At 59.4% G+C, this 14,190-nt stretch carries 18 protein-coding genes; 6 read left to right on the top strand and 12 right to left on the bottom strand.

Translation table 11 applies throughout. The features are described from left to right. Window positions 1–83 precede the first annotated feature (83 nt). From HU743_RS10235 to HU743_RS10225, 3 genes are all read right to left on the bottom strand, one after another. Window positions 84–386: an antibiotic biosynthesis monooxygenase gene (locus tag HU743_RS10235; protein WP_186648455.1), complete on the bottom strand. Its 303-nt coding sequence runs from the start codon at window positions 384–386 to the stop codon at window positions 84–86. A 35-nt stretch (window positions 387–421) separates the two neighbouring features. Then, window positions 422–1,396 carry a zinc-dependent alcohol dehydrogenase family protein gene (locus tag HU743_RS10230; protein WP_186546580.1) on the bottom strand — a complete coding sequence of 325 codons (975 nt, stop codon included), beginning with the start codon at window positions 1,394–1,396 and terminating at the stop codon, window positions 422–424. Window positions 1,397–1,459: 63 nt separating this feature from the next. Next, the gene (locus HU743_RS10225; RefSeq protein WP_186546582.1) at window positions 1,460–1,762 is read right to left on the bottom strand and encodes a metalloregulator ArsR/SmtB family transcription factor; all 303 of its coding nucleotides are present in this window, start codon (window positions 1,760–1,762) and stop codon (window positions 1,460–1,462) included. 251 nt (window positions 1,763–2,013) lie between these two features. Between HU743_RS10225 and gstA the strand changes: the two genes are divergently transcribed. Beyond that, window positions 2,014–2,625, top strand: a complete 612-nt coding sequence (gene gstA / locus HU743_RS10220; protein ID WP_186648454.1) for a glutathione transferase GstA — start codon at window positions 2,014–2,016, stop codon at window positions 2,623–2,625. Window positions 2,626–2,781: 156 nt separating this feature from the next. On the opposite strand, the gene HU743_RS10215 is transcribed toward gstA, so the two are convergent. After that, window positions 2,782–3,651 carry a LysR family transcriptional regulator gene (locus HU743_RS10215; RefSeq protein WP_186648453.1) on the bottom strand — a complete coding sequence of 290 codons (870 nt, stop codon included), beginning with the start codon at window positions 3,649–3,651 and terminating at the stop codon, window positions 2,782–2,784. 125 nt (window positions 3,652–3,776) lie between these two features. Between HU743_RS10215 and HU743_RS10210 the strand changes: the two genes are divergently transcribed. From HU743_RS10210 to HU743_RS10200, 3 genes are all read left to right on the top strand, one after another. Then, window positions 3,777–4,544 (top strand): TSUP family transporter, encoded by a 768-nt coding sequence (locus tag HU743_RS10210; protein WP_186648452.1) that lies wholly within the window; start codon window positions 3,777–3,779, stop codon window positions 4,542–4,544. Window positions 4,545–4,634: 90 nt separating this feature from the next. Further along, complete coding sequence (locus HU743_RS10205; protein WP_186619676.1) at window positions 4,635–4,874, top strand: hypothetical protein; 240 nt, start codon at window positions 4,635–4,637, stop codon at window positions 4,872–4,874. A 74-nt stretch (window positions 4,875–4,948) separates the two neighbouring features. Continuing rightward, entirely contained in the window at window positions 4,949–5,197 is a 249-nt protein-coding gene (locus HU743_RS10200; protein ID WP_186546597.1) for a DUF6555 family protein, read from the top strand. A gap of 84 nt (window positions 5,198–5,281) precedes the next feature. Here HU743_RS10200 and HU743_RS10195 read toward each other — a convergent pair whose 3' ends face one another. Both HU743_RS10195 and HU743_RS10190 read right to left on the bottom strand, forming a co-directional pair. Then, complete coding sequence (locus tag HU743_RS10195) at window positions 5,282–5,662, bottom strand: nuclear transport factor 2 family protein (RefSeq protein WP_186648451.1); 381 nt, start codon at window positions 5,660–5,662, stop codon at window positions 5,282–5,284. 58 nt (window positions 5,663–5,720) lie between these two features. Beyond that, window positions 5,721–6,146, bottom strand: a complete 426-nt coding sequence (locus tag HU743_RS10190; protein ID WP_186648450.1) for a VOC family protein — start codon at window positions 6,144–6,146, stop codon at window positions 5,721–5,723. A 137-nt stretch (window positions 6,147–6,283) separates the two neighbouring features. Here HU743_RS10190 and HU743_RS10185 point away from each other — a divergent pair, with 137 nt between their 5' ends. Further along, window positions 6,284–7,165, top strand: a complete 882-nt coding sequence (locus tag HU743_RS10185) for a LysR substrate-binding domain-containing protein (protein WP_186648443.1) — start codon at window positions 6,284–6,286, stop codon at window positions 7,163–7,165. An 88-nt stretch (window positions 7,166–7,253) separates the two neighbouring features. On the opposite strand, the gene HU743_RS10180 is transcribed toward HU743_RS10185, so the two are convergent. Beyond that, entirely contained in the window at window positions 7,254–7,703 is a 450-nt protein-coding gene (locus tag HU743_RS10180; protein WP_186648595.1) for a helix-turn-helix domain-containing protein, read from the bottom strand. A 134-nt stretch (window positions 7,704–7,837) separates the two neighbouring features. On the opposite strand from HU743_RS10180, the gene HU743_RS10175 reads away from it, so the two are divergent. Beyond that, window positions 7,838–9,094, top strand: a complete 1,257-nt coding sequence (locus HU743_RS10175) for an MFS transporter (protein ID WP_186648441.1) — start codon at window positions 7,838–7,840, stop codon at window positions 9,092–9,094. Between the two features lie 23 nt (window positions 9,095–9,117). Here HU743_RS10175 and HU743_RS10170 read toward each other — a convergent pair whose 3' ends face one another. The 5 genes from HU743_RS10170 to HU743_RS10150 form a co-directional block, all read right to left on the bottom strand. Beyond that, window positions 9,118–9,264, bottom strand: coding sequence for a hypothetical protein (locus tag HU743_RS10170; RefSeq protein ID WP_186546607.1), 147 nt, complete (start codon window positions 9,262–9,264; stop codon window positions 9,118–9,120). A gap of 143 nt (window positions 9,265–9,407) precedes the next feature. After that, window positions 9,408–9,863 carry a YetF domain-containing protein gene (locus tag HU743_RS10165; RefSeq protein ID WP_186546609.1) on the bottom strand — a complete coding sequence of 152 codons (456 nt, stop codon included), beginning with the start codon at window positions 9,861–9,863 and terminating at the stop codon, window positions 9,408–9,410. A gap of 7 nt (window positions 9,864–9,870) precedes the next feature. Then, window positions 9,871–10,389, bottom strand: coding sequence for a hypothetical protein (locus HU743_RS10160; protein WP_186619681.1), 519 nt, complete (start codon window positions 10,387–10,389; stop codon window positions 9,871–9,873). Beyond that, window positions 10,386–10,895, bottom strand: a complete 510-nt coding sequence (locus HU743_RS10155; protein WP_186635457.1) for a CinA family protein — start codon at window positions 10,893–10,895, stop codon at window positions 10,386–10,388. Before HU743_RS10155 ends, HU743_RS10160 begins: the two co-directional genes overlap by 4 nt. A gap of 635 nt (window positions 10,896–11,530) precedes the next feature. After that, complete coding sequence (locus tag HU743_RS10150; RefSeq protein WP_186648439.1) at window positions 11,531–14,164, bottom strand: excinuclease ABC subunit UvrA; 2,634 nt, start codon at window positions 14,162–14,164, stop codon at window positions 11,531–11,533. Window positions 14,165–14,190 lie beyond the last annotated feature (26 nt).

Raw genomic sequence — 14,190 nt, 5'->3', positions numbered from 1 at the left:
CAAGCGGCCGGCGACTCAACTGCTCAAGCCACGGCCTGCCCGATCCAACGCCGTATGCGTATCGGCTGCAGGGTTGATCAGGCTCAGGAGCCAGGAAAAGCACCACCCTCAACGTGGTAGACGTTCGGCTCCGCTGAAAAATAGGCCTCCAGCCCCTGCATGAACCGCTGATGGTCGTCACTCTGCTCGAACCCCGGCGAGTGGTCCTTCAGTGATCGCCATCGCACGATCAGGTTGAATTGTTCGGGGCTTTCAATGCCTTGCGCCAGTAAGTGGCCGCCATACCCCTCGGCGCGGGTGAGCAACGGCTCGACCTGGCTAAATGCGCGTTTGAAGGCTTCGGTGCGTTCCGGGTGAACGGGCAGCACAGCGATCTCATAAACCATGACGTTTCTCCAAATGACGTGAATGCAGAGCGCACTCAAGCGATGAGCGAAGGCTCGACGGCAATGGCGATTTTGCCCAGCAAACCGTTGTTGGGGCTCTCCAGGCGGGCGTGGGCGAGCGGGATGTCGGCCAGCGAATAGACGGCGCCAACGTGGGGCCGAAGCTGGCCGCGATCGACCAGTGCGCTCAATTCATCGAGCTTGCCGCGGTTCTGGCGAGTGAACACGAAGTGATAGCTGGCATTCTTGCCCCAGGCTTGAACGAGGTTTTGTGGCTGCGTGATGTCTACGATGGAAACGATACGGCCCAACTGAGCGAGCGCGTCGGGGCTGCGCGTCAGGGTATCGCCGCCGATGGTGTCGAATACCACATCAACGCCATGGCCAGCGGTCTCACGCATGATTGCTTCGACGTAATCCTCTTGGGTGTAGTCGATAACCACGTCGGCACCCATGCTTCGCGCGAAGTCGGCGTTGGCCTCGCGCACGGTCGTGAACACTCTGGCGCCAATGGCTTTCGCCAATTGGATCGCCACATGACCGACACCGCCCGCACCGCCGTGGATCAGAATGCTTTCGCCTACTCGCAGCGCCGCGCGCACGGTCAAAGCCTCCCAGACCGTGCCGCCCACCAGGCTCAGACTCGCCGCCTCAAGGTGGCTCAGTGAGGCAGGCTTGCGAGCGATGATGCTTTCAGCCGCCACGTGGTATTGGGCATAACTGCCCTGCCCGTCGAATATCTGCGGGGTGTACCAGACCTCATCGCCCGGCGTGAAAGCTGTGACACCCGGCCCGACAGCTTCGACAACGCCAGAGACATCGTGGCCGGTGATGGCAGGCAGTGGCACCAGCTCGGGATAGTCACCACGCCGCACTTGATAATCCAGCGGATTAATGGAGGTGGCGTGCACCCGGACGAGGACTTGCCCCGCTTGCGGCACTGGCTTGGGCACGTCGCTGAGTTCAAAAGATTCAGGACCGCCGAATGCTTTGAGAATCATCGCTTTCATGGCAAAACCTCGTATCGATAAAGAGGGATATCGAGATATTTCGATATCCTGTAGTAAAAAAATCTACAGCTCTTTCCCTATGATCTCTGCAAGCGCGCTGATGGCTGCCTCATTGCGTTTGTAGTAGGTCCATTGACCGATGCGCCGCACTTCAACCAGCCCTACGCGTTGCAACGTGGCGAGATAACTCGACACCGTAGACTGTGACAGGCCGATCCCTTCCTGAATGCTGCTGACGCAGACGCCCTCGATGAAAACATCGCCCTCGTCCTGCGGGGGAAAATTTTTCACGGGATCCTTCAAGCCTTCGAGAATCTTCAGGCGTGTCGGGTTCGAGAGGGCTTTGAATATTTCGATCAGTTCCATGCGTCGAGGATATCGAGATTCTTAGATATGTCAATACACCACGTTTCAGAATCCGGACCGCGACCGACACTGATTTATCGATGCGCCAGCAAGGGCCCTCAATGGGTTATAAGGAAACGACCGCGGATAGACTTTCATTGTCTGCAATCGATACGCCCATCCACAGGGGTTCGAGGAACAAATTCACAGCCGTTTCAGGCCAGGAATGGCCCCACGTTCGGGTACGCGTTGCCCACTAAAAGGAGATGCACATGAAGCTGTACTTCGCCCCCATGACCTGCTCGCTGTCGCCGCACATCGTGCTGCGCGAACTCGGTCTGCCTTTCGAATTGATCCGGGTCAACAACAAGACCAAAGCCACGGCAGACAACCGGGACTTTCGCGACATCAACCCCAAGGGCTACGTCGCCGCACTGGTGCTGGACAACGGCCAGGTACTGACCGAAGGGCCGGCCATCGTTCAATACCTCGCCGATCAAGTACCGGGCAACTCACTGGCCCCGGCAAACGGCACCTGGGAACGTGCGCGGCTGCAGGAATTGCTCAACTTCATCACCTCGGAAATCCACGGTGGCAGCGCACCGCTGTTTAATCCGGACATCCCTGAGCCGGTAAAAGAAATCTTCCGCCAGAAACTGTTCAAGCGCCTGGATTACCTGAACGACGGTCTGGTGCACCAAGACTATCTGCTGGGCACCTTCGGCCTGGCCGACGCTTACCTGTTCACTGTCCTGAAGTGGTTGCCGTTCTTCAACATCGATATCAAGAACTGGCCAGCGCTGGACGCGTTCATGGCGCGCGTAGAAGCGCGTTCAAGCGTGCAGGCCGCGATTGCCGCTGAGGAGGCGACGCAAGCGGTTTGATTACAGGTGACAGAAGCGGGCCGAGACCGGCTTCTGCCTCACTTCAATATTTAAAGACCCAGTGGTGGCAAGGTTTTGTGTCTTGGCGGGAGTGACCCCGCCGCGCCGTAACCTTAAGAAAAAATCTTCATACGGCGCAGCGGATGCCGATCCACCTCACAAAGGCTTGAACTCTTCTCTCAATAACTCGGCAAACTTGTCTTTCGCGCGATGAAACTCGACGGTCCTGTTCCAGATAAAATAATTTTGCACCGGCAGTAAATCCTCAAAAGCATATCCATTGATGGTGCCTACCCGGTTGAATTGCTCAAATATGCCTCTCGGCACCAGCGAGACACCCGCCCCAGAACTTACGCAACCCAGAATCGTGCCGTAACTGGCGATGTTTGTTATGCGACAGGTCACTTTATGAAGTTCCAGCCAGTTCACTAACACCTGCCTGTAGGGGCATCCTTCGGGCCACATGAAGACGTCGGCATCATGCAAATCCTGTGGTTGACAAATAGGGCCCGCAGAAGCAGAGGCCATCAGCACCAGCTCTTCCTTGTAAATCTCGATACTTTCAACGTCCGACTGTTCAGGTCTAACCGCAACGATGGCCCCGTCCAACTTATGACTGACGACATCATTGGATAACTGCGTCCAGCCCCCTGTAGTGAATTGCATCTGCACCGAGGGATAGCGTTGATGGTACTTGGATAACACCTTGGGCAATCTGCCTGTGGCTGCCGACTCGATCGCGCCGATGGTCAAGGTGCCAGATGGCGCCGCCGAGGGATCAAGTGCTCTGCGTGATTCTTCGCATAAAGACAGGATCTTGTTGGCGTAATCGAGAAATAGCCTTCCGCAAGGGCTGATCACCAGCCCTCGGCCTTTCCTGATAAACAAACCTACTCCCAACTCACGTTCCAGGAGTTTGATTCGGTTGGTGATGTTCGACGGAACACAGTGCAACTGTTCAGAAGCGCGAACGATGCTCCCTTGTTCGGCCACTGTCTTGAACATAAGCAGCTGTGACAACTCCATGGCATTGCTCACTAAAAGTGAATGATTGGCGCAGAATAAGTTACTTGTTACAAGCCATCAACGCCGGTTAGTTTTCATCCCGCCCTGACCTTCTCACCGGAAATCAAACCGCAAGGACCCGTTACGTGGATATTGAACACGCTGTCTTTGCACTGGGCTTCTTCGCATTCTGCGGCGGTTTGATAGATGCGGCGGTCGGCGGCGGCGGTCTGGTACAAGTGCCAGCGCTTCTCCACGCCCTGCCCCAGCACAGCCTCGCCGCCGTTTTCGGAACCAATAAACTCGCGGTTCTGGCGGGCAACCTTTCCTCAATATCCGGTTATCTGAAGCGAATAAAAATTCATTGGAAGCTAATACTTCCCACCCTGCTCGCTGCGTTTGTATTTTCATTTTTGGGCGCCCTCTCAGTCTCCGTTGTCCCGAAGAGACTGATGGAAGTCGTAGTGTTCTTCGTACTGATAGCCATGGCTATCTATACCTTTATGGAGAAAAACCTGGGGCTGGCGGGACGAGACAGACGCTTCGGGACGAAAGATATTGCCCTGGGGGTGTTCTTTGGCGGCCTCATCGGTTTTTACGACGGTGTGTTCGGTCCGGGCAGTGGCAGCCTGCTGTTGTTTATTTTTGTTAAGGCCTTCGGCTTTGATTTCTTGAATGCGTCTGCCTCGGCCAAGTTGGTCAATCTGGGGACGTTCAGCGCTGCGCTTTTGTTCTTTATTCCCTCAGGTAATGTCTTGTGGGCGATTGGCGGTGTGGTTGCGTTGTGCAACATGGCCGGCTCGCTGACGGGAGTTTTTTTGGCATTACGTTATGGCAGTGGCTTTATCAGAATTTTTTTCCTGATCCTGCTGGTGTTTCTGATAGGCAGAATGGGGATGAATATTTTTTCCTAGAGAACAAGCTTGAAATGCCTGAGCAGTGACCGGCCACCGGTTGCTGTGTAAGACTCATGCACTGAGAAAATCTGTGCGGAGGACAGAACGTTGGCGTATCTGGATTGGGTGCAATGGCCAGCGATGCTGGTCACCGTACTGGCCGCCTGGCTGATCGGTTCGCAGCAACCGCAACGGCGCATGAGCGGCTTCGTGTGTTTCAGTTTGAGCAATCTGCTGTGGGTGATCTGGGGGGCGTATTCCGGCGCCTATGCGTTGATCGTTCTGCAGATTTGCCTGTTCCTGATGAACCTTCGCGGCTTCAGAAAAAATCAGCGTTTGCGGCACTGATCGGCCCTGGCGCAAAAGCTTTGAATTTTTTTTGTCGGACAAACTCCTTTGCGTATGAGCGTAAGGAGGAACTCATGCGTAACACTGATCTTTTCGTCATCGAGTACAAACTGCACGACCAGCCCAAATCATTCGTTATCCGCGCCAAGAGCATGCGCAACGCCGATGCCTGGCATTGGGCAAGCTGCGATGCGGGGATTGCGCCGATTCCGAAGCCGGGTAAACCGCCGTTGAAAGTGGTCTCGAAACCCCAGGCCGAGCGCTACGGCATCACGGGCGTGAAGTGGCGCGAGACGGCGGCGCTTGAGTGGACGGATGCTTAGTCAGGGATGGGGCATTGCACAGATTGTTCCCACGCGAGCGCGCGGGAACAATCAAGCCGTATGGCGGCGGGTCACTGCTTCAACTCAGGCCGCCGAGTGGGTGTGATAAATCTTGCTGACAATGGTCCATCGGCCAGCCACTTTCAGCAGGTGGAAGAAGTCGGTGAAGCAAAACCCGGACACGTCGTCGGTATCGACCCGGGCACTGGCGGCGGTACCGACGATGTCGATACGCCCGATCACCGCGCGGGCTTCGGGGGATGGGCGGAAGTCTGTGTCGATTACGCCAAACAGATTATCAATCGCGCCACCCGCCAGCGCGTCGCTGTTAACGCCAAACATCGTGGCCTGCTCGTGGAAAGCAGGTTTCATCAACGCGCTGTTCGCCTGCGTACAACCTTTGATGTAGTGATTGAGCACGCCAACGATGGCGCTGTATTCCTGAACGTAAGTAGGTGAAGTCATGAGTTTTCCTGAATGGAAGAACTGACCCGTTGCAGATCGACGGGCATGGGGAATTGGGTTATTTGGCAAACAGCTGGCTCATGTCCTTGAAGGCTTTGAATTCCAGCGCATTGCCACAGGGGTCCAAGAGAAACATCGTGGCTTGTTCGCCCACCTGCCCTTTAAATCGAATGTAAGGTTCGATCACAAACGGCGTAGCGAAGGACTTCAAACGCTGGGCCAGCGCGTCCCATTGTTCCCATTGCAGAACGATCCCGAAGTGCGGGACCGGGACGTCGTGGCCGTCGACGGGGTTGCTGTGAATACTTTCTTGAGCTGCCGTCTGCGGCTGTTGGTGAATCACCAACTGGTGGCCATAAAAGTTGAAGTCGACCCATTGCGCGCTGGAACGACCTTCTTCCAGACCGAACACTTCGCCGTAGAAGCGACGGCAGGCCGCGAGGTCGTAAACCGGGATAGCGAGGTGGAAAGGCGAAAGGCTCATCAGCGACTCCATGGCTTTGTCTTCAAGGAAACGGCTGCGGCGCGAGGCTGCTGGCCGGGGACGGAAGACATCCTAGGCGGAATCACTGAACAGAAAAATCAATATATATTTCTCAGAAACACAACTAATCTTTGTGAATGATCAAAGAACTGAAAACCCTTATGGCCGTGGCCCGGGAAGGCACTTTCGCTGCCGCGGGACATAAAATCGGCCTGACTCAGGCCGCTGTCAGCGCACAGATTCAGCGCCTGGAAGCGGAGCTGGGATTTGAAATATTCGACCGCAAAGGCCGCACGGCACACCTGAACAAAATGGGTCAGCAGATTCTGTTACAAGCGCAGGATCTGCTGCGGCTTTACGATAATCTGGGTTCAACCACCACAGGAACCCCGGCGAACGTTCGAGTGACCCTTGGCGCCATCGCCTCGGTACAGCGTTCCTATCTGCCTGATGCCCTGGCCAGATTCCATCAGCAATGCCCGCACTGCAGGACGCGAGTGGTTCCCGGTTTGTCGATGGAAATGGTCAACCTGGTGGACGCTGGCGAGATCGATATGGCGGTGATCATCCGCCCGCCCTTCTCGCTGCAAAGTGATCTGCGCTGGACGACCCTGGCGCTTGAGCCTTATCGGCTGATCGTGCCGCGCGACGTGCAAGGCGACGACTGGGCGGGATTGCTTTCCAGCCAGCCGTTCATCCGCTATGACCGCTCTTCGTTCGGCGGTCGACAAGTCGATCGGTTTCTGCGGCAGATGCATTTCAACCCGCGTGAGGTGTGCGAGCTGGACGAACTGGAAGCCATCATCAAACTGGTCGAAAAAAACGTCGGCGTGGCGCTGGTGCCGCAAACCGCGCGTGAACCGCAATGGCCGGCCGGTGTGCGGGCAGTCGACCTCGGCGATCACACCTTTCACCGCGACATCGGTCTGGTGCACCGCTCGCGGCAGTCCTTGTCCGAGCCGGTACGGATGCTTGCGGACTTGATCAGTGCTGAGGTGAAGAGCGCTTTCAATGGCTGACGCCGAGCTGACAACGGCGCAACCGGATGTGGGTCAGCGGCTGTGATCGTCTTGCCTGGCATCGCGCGCCTGCCAATGGCTGATCGCCCTACCGCGTAACAACCCGGCGGTGACAATCCGCCGGGCTCAGCAACTCGCCACTACGCGAGCGCACAGCGAGGGTTTCGACGGGTTCGGAGCGTTCGTTGTCGAGCAATATCGAGCACTGCTCGCCGCTGTCAAACAGATAGCGCTCGCCCCACTGGCGCAGGCTGACAATGATGGGAAACAGCGCGCGGCCCCGTTCGGTCAGCGCGTATTCCTTGTAGGCACTGCCGTCGGACGCTGGCTGAATCTCAAACACTCCCAACTCGACGAGCATTTTCAATTTGACCGTGAGGATGTTCCTGGCGAGGCCAAGACGCTTCTGGAACTCACTGAAGCGGCGCACGTCGTCGAACGCATCACGAATGATCATCAACGCCCAACGATCGCCGATGGCCTCCAGTGCGCGGGCCACCGGGCATTCGCTTTGGGCCAGTAGTTTCTGCTTGGCCATGTCGCTCCAGGTGCAGATCAATGAAAAGAACGCCGAACGATCGGCGGGAAAATCCGGTTGCATTTAACAACCTGAGCGGATAAAAATCAACGCATCGGTTTCTTTTCAAAACCAACATAGCCAAGGATGGAACGATGCCTAATGCGCCTCATCACCCGGTAAAACAGGACGCCGACGCTGAACAGGCGAGCGCTGGCTATTCGCGCGCTCCTCAGGGTTCAGCCGCGTCGTCCCTGAGCCGTTATCAGACGTTCCTCTTCGCTATTACCTGTGCCATGGCGGTGGCCAACGTCTATTTCGCCCAGCCGCTGCTGGAGTCGATAGCCGCCAGCCTCGAGGTTTCGTCCGGCACGATTGGTGTGGTCGTCACCGCTACCCAGGCCGGCTATGCGCTGGGCTTGCTGCTGATTGTTCCGCTGGGGGATTTGCTCAATCGCAAAAAACTCATCCTCAGCCAGTTGTTACTGTCGGCTGCGGCGTTGTGCGCTGTGGCCACGGCGCAGGATTGGGTCACGCTGCTCGGCGCGATGGCACTGGTGGGGCTGATGGCGGTTCTGGTGCAAGTGGTAGTCGCCTATGCCGCGGCGCTGGCGAGTCCCGAGCAGCGCGGCGCAACCGTGGGCACGGTGACCAGTGGCGTGGTGCTGGGCATTCTTCTGGCGCGTTTCGTGTCGGGCGTTGTGGCGGACCTGGCGGGGTGGCGCGGTGTTTACTGTGTCTCGGCGGCCTTGATGGTCGGCATGGCGCTGGTGCTATGGCGCACCCTGCCCGCCTCCGCCAGACCGCCCGCCCACGGCAGTTACTGGCAGTTGCTGCGATCGGTGCTGCTGTTATTTCTGAGCGAACGCATCTTGCGGGTCCGAGGTATTTTCGCGCTGTTGATTTTTGCCGCTTTCAGCGTGTTGTGGACCTCGATGGTGTTGCCGCTCAGTGCGCCGCCGTTGTCACTGTCGCACACCCAGATCGGCCTGTTCGGACTCGCCGGCGTCGCGGGTGCGCTGGCTGCCGCACGGGCCGGGCGTCTGGCTGATCGTGGACAGGGCAATCGCACCACGGGCATGGCGCTGACACTGTTGACGCTGTCCTGGTTGCCCATCGCCTGGGTCGAGCATTCGTTGCTGGCGATGGTCATCGGCGTGATCCTGCTCGATTTTGCTGTGCAAGCGGTGCATGTCACCAATCAGAGCCTGATCTTTGCCGCCCGGCCGGATGCGCAAAGCCGTCTCGTCGGCGCCTACATGTGCTTTTATTCGGTGGGCAGTGGCCTCGGAGCCGTCGCGGCGACGTACACCTACGCACATTTCGGCTGGGCAGCCGTCTGCGTGCTGGGTGCGGCCATCAGCGCCGTCGCCCTGTTGTATTGGCTGATGCAGGCGCTGACGGACGACTGACACGGACCGAACGGCAGGTCGGTTTATTGGCTTTCTGCTGCCTTGTCCTTCTGGATTTGCAGCGAGGCCTTGCTCTTGTCGCCCTCCTGGTTGGGAGCGTCGTTGGAGTCAAAACAGCCCTGCAGCAAAAACATCGAGCAGAGCCCCAGGCATACACAGAATCGTTTCATGACGGTCTCCTGACTAACGTTGTGTCGACACACGGTGATCCATAGGACCTGCTAAATGGAGAGGCGCTAGCGCCGCAAGGTTTCATGGGAAACGCCCGCGACGGACCAACGGTGGGTGCCCAATGAGCTATTGCGCACATTGCTCAGCCGTTTTCATCGTCTCGCGGTATCACCGATATCTTGCCGTTGCGCTCGATGATCGCGAACTTGATCTGCTCGATCCGCTCAATGCCCTGGCTGGAGCGCGCAGCCTCCATGACATCGGCCTCCACCAACCGTGCGTGGCGCAGGCGGCGGTGCAGCAGCTTGCCGTTTTCGACGATGATCGTCGGTTCGCCGTCGATCAAGCGCGAGACCCAGCGCGAGCGTTGCTTGAGCAGGGAAAAGCCCACGTCGATGGCAATCAGTGTGACGATCACCAGAATCGAATTGGTCAGGGAAAAATCATCGCCCAGCAGCGCCTGTTGCGTGGCTTCACCAATGATCATCAGCAAGACGAAGTCAAACGTCGTCAGCTCCGCCAGCGACCGCCGCCCGGCGATTTTGAACAGCACCATCAGTGCCAGATACATCGCGACTGCACGCAAGACCGAGTCCATGGGGCACCTATGGAAAAATGAATTGAGTGAGGGTGACCGACTCCGCGCCAGCCGCTTTGACCGTGCTGCGATACAGACCCAGGCCGTCGCCGCGCAACGTCAGGTAAAGCGTGGCCTGGCCTTGCGTATCGGCTTGCAGCCAGAGGTGCAGACCTTGCGCCGCACTGCGCGCGCGCAAGGGTGGCGGCTGCATCGTTTCGACGCTGAAGCCCTCCAGCAACTCGCCGTTCAACTCCACTTCCACCGTGGCCTGGGGCGCGCCGCGCACGCTGACTTTCATCGGGTTGGTCGAGCCGTTGCGGTGAAACCTGTCGTACTCCACGCGGACCGCGCCGTCAGCGCTGCGCACATCCTGCGAACTGATCGGCCCGCGGGAAAACAACCCCAGCAGGCCGAGCACCATGCACAGCACCAGCGCATACCAACCGCAGCGCTCGAAGCGCCAGACCTTGCGCTGATAAGCCATGTCCTCGCGTATCGGGATCTGCCGGCTGTGCAGGTCCGGATGATCGGCGTCGCGGCTCATCGGCTCCAGCCTCCTTCACCGCGCAAGGCACGCCGGTGAAACTGCGCCAGTTGCTGCAAGGCGAACTCCGAGGCATGGAGCTGAACCTCGCTGCGCGCCCCGGGAAACCACTGCTGACGGGTGAACACGAAGTGCTGCCCATCGAATTGAAACGCCCAGGCGAAGCACACCGTGCCGGCCTTGATGCCGTCCATGTCGTCAGGGCCAAGGATGCCCGTGGTCGCCACCGCCACGTTGGCGGTGCTGTCACGCAAGGCTCCGAGCGCCATTTCACGGGCGACCTCGACACTGGTCAGATTGAAGGTTTCAAGCGTATACGGGCTGACCCGCAGCAAGCGCTGTTTGGCCTGCGGTGAATAGACCACGTAGCCGCACTCGATGCGTTCACCGCTGCCGGGCACCTGCGACAAGAGCATGACGATTTGCCCGGCCGTGCAGGATTCGGCGGTAGTGATGATCAGGGAATGCTGACGCAGGTATTCAACAGTATCTTCGGCTACGGACATGGCGTGATCTCGTGACGTTATTGCCGGTTGACCGCTCGGAGCGCTGATCATTCCGCCGGATTTTTCCAAGCCTGTTGCCACACCGGTTCTCGCGACAGCTATCTTGGGAACAGCGCCAAAACCTGTGGGAGCTGGCTTGCCAGCGAAGGCGTCGGGTCAGTCAGTTCAACGGTGGCTGACAGGCCGCTTTCGCGAGCAGGCTTGCTCCCACAGTGGGTTTGTGTCGGGCCGCTATCTCGGGGGCAGCGCCAGAACCTGTGGGAGCTGGCTTGCCAGCGAAGGCGTCGGGTCAGTCAGTGCAGTTGTGGCTGACAGGCCGCTTTCGCGAGCAAGCTCGCTCCCACAGTGGGTTTGTGTCGGGCCGCTATCTCGGGGGCAGCGCCAGAACCTGTGGGAGCTGGCTTGCCAGCGAAGGCGTCGGGTCAGTCAGTGCAGTTGTGGCTGACAGGCCGCTTTCGCGAGCAAGCTCGCTCCCACAATGGATTTGTGTGTATGGCGGATATCGCGGGGGTAGCGCCAGAACCTGTGGGAGCTGGCTTGCCAGCGAAGACGTCGGGTCAGCCAGTGCAGTTGTGGCTGACAGGCCGCTTTCGCGAGCAGGCTCGCTCCCGCATGTGTGGCCGCCGCCTCGCCCATTATCGGCTCAAGGCGCGTGCCAGGAACGGCGCCGTCTTGCTGTGCTTGTTCGCCGCGACTGTCTGCGGTGTGCCGGCCACGACTATCCTGCCACCCTGATCGCCCGCCCCCGGGCCGATATCGATGACCCAGTCACTTTGCGCCACCACGCGCATTTCATGCTCGACGACGATCACCGTATGCCCCGCCGTCACCAAGGTATCCAGTTGCTCCAGCAAACGATCGACATCGCGCGGGTGCAGGCCCGTCGTCGGTTCATCCAGCACGTACAAGGTTGCACCGCGCTGGTTGCGCTGCAGTTCGGTGGCGAGTTTGATGCGCTGCGCTTCGCCGCCGGACAATTCCGTGGCGGGTTGTCCCAGCCGCAGATAGCCGAGGCCGATGTCGCGCAGCACCTCCAGCGCGCGGCGGATCGCCGGTTGCTCGGCGAACACCGGCAACGCTTGATCGACGGTCAATTGCAGCACTTGGGCGATGCTCAGGCCGTTCCACATGATCGCCAGTGTCGGCGGGTTATACCGCGCGCCATGGCAAGTCGGGCATGGCGCATACACGCTGGGCATGAACAGCAACTCGACACTGACGAAACCTTCGCCCTCGCAGGTGGCACAACGGCCCTTGGCGACATTGAAGGAAAACTGCCCGGCATCGTAGCCTGCAGCCCGCGCCTGCTCAGTGGCGGCGAACAGCTTGCGTACGTTGTCGAACAACCCGGTGTAGGTCGCCAGGTTGGAGCGCGGCGTACGGCCGATGGGTTTCTGATCGACCTGTACCAGGCGTTTGATCGACTCCAGCCCGGACGTGACCTGCCCCGTGCTGACCTTCGGTGCTTCGTCTTCAAGGCTGAGTTTGTCAGGCTCGGCCTCCACCGTCGGCCGCCCCAGTTGTGCGCCGACCAGCTCCAGCAAGGCCTGACTGACCAGACTCGATTTGCCGGACCCGGACACGCCGGTCACTGAAGTAAAGCAGCCCAGGGGAAACTCGGCGCTGAGGTTGTCCAGGTTGTTGTGGGTGATGCCCTCCAGCTTCAGCCAGGCCGTCGGTTTGCGCGCCGTGCGGGCCTGGCGCGGCGATTCGGCAAACAGATACGCCCGCGTCTGCGACAGCTCAACCTCGGCCAGGCCAGCGGGCGGACCGCTGTACAACACCTGCCCGCCCTGCTCGCCCGCCGCCGGACCGACATCGATCAGCCAGTCGGCGCGGCGCATGGTTTCCACGTCATGCTCGACCACAAACAGTGTATTGCCGTCAGCCTTCAAGCGTTGCAGCGCCTCGAACAGCGCTTCGCCATCGGCCGGATGCAGCCCGGCAGACGGCTCATCGAGGACATAGATCACGCCGAACAGTTGCGAACTCAATTGCGTCGCCAGACGCAAGCGCTGCAGCTCGCCCGAAGACAAGGTCGGCGTGCTGCGCTCCAGCGCCAGATACCCCAGGCCCAGATCGGTGAGGGTACTGACACGCTCGAGCAAATCCTCGGCGATACGCTGCGCCGCCAGGCGTTTTTCCAGCGACAGGTTTGGCGTGTGACGCACGTCCGGGGCATTGGCGTGGGCGCTGGCGCCATGGGCTGCGCGCTGCTGGCGGGCTTCGCGCGTCTGCGCCGGGCTCAGGGTTTGCGTGGGTTCTTCGGCCAGTTCCAGGTAACTCGCCGTGGCGACGGGCCTCAATACTTCGGCCACTTGCAGCAACGGCATCCGCGACAGTTCACCGATGTCGTAGCCGGCAAAGGTCACTGACAGCGCCTCGCGTTTCAGGCGTTTGCCGTCACACAGCGGACAAGGGCTGCCAAGCATGAACTGCGAAACACGCTTCTTCATCAGCGCACTTTGCGAGTGGGTGAAGGTATGCAGAATGTACCGTCGGGCGCCGGTAAAGGTGCCCTGATAGCTGGGTTCCAGCTTGCGCTTGAGCGCCACGCGGGTTTCTTCCGGGGTCAGCCCGGCGTACACCGGCACCGTCGGCGTTTCTTCGGTGAAGAGAATCCAGTCGCGCTGTTTTTTCGGCAGCTTCTTCCAGGGAATGTTGACATCGATGCCCAGGGTCACGAGGATGTCGCGCAGGTTCTGGCCCTGCCACGCCAGCGGCCACGAAGCCACGGCGCGTTGCCGGATGGTCAGGTTCGGATCCGGCACCATCAGCGCCTCGGTCACCTCATAGACGCGTCCAAGCCCGTGACATTCAGGGCACGCGCCCTGCGGCGTGTTTGGCGAAAAATCCTCGGCGTACAGCATCGGCTGCCCCGGCGGATAACTGCCGGCACGTGAATAGAGCATGCGGATCAGACTCGACAACGTGGTCACGCTGCCCACCGACGAACGCGTACTCGGTGTGCCGCGCTGTTGTTGCAGGGCGACGGCGGGCGGCAAACCTTCGATGGAGTCGACATCCGGCACGCCGACCTGATCGATCAGACGCCGGGCGTAGGGAGCCACGGACTCGAAGTAGCGGCGCTGGGCTTCGGCATACAGGGTGGAAAACGCCAGGGATGATTTGCCCGAACCGGACACTCCGGTGAACACCACCAGCGCATCGCGGGGAATGTCGACGTCGACGTTTTTCAGATTATGCTCACGGGCACCGCGCACTCGAACCATGCCGCTGGGTGCTGTGGAATTACGCTTGGAAGTCATGGGCCGGCCTTGATCGGAAAAAAGGG

The sequence above is a fragment of the Pseudomonas sp. SWRI99 genome, from assembly GCF_014270125.1.
GTDB lineage: Bacteria > Pseudomonadota > Gammaproteobacteria > Pseudomonadales > Pseudomonadaceae > Aquipseudomonas > Aquipseudomonas hamedanensis.
The sequence above is the reverse complement of the archived record's forward strand: the minus strand, read 5'-3'. Positions and strand labels throughout refer to the sequence as shown.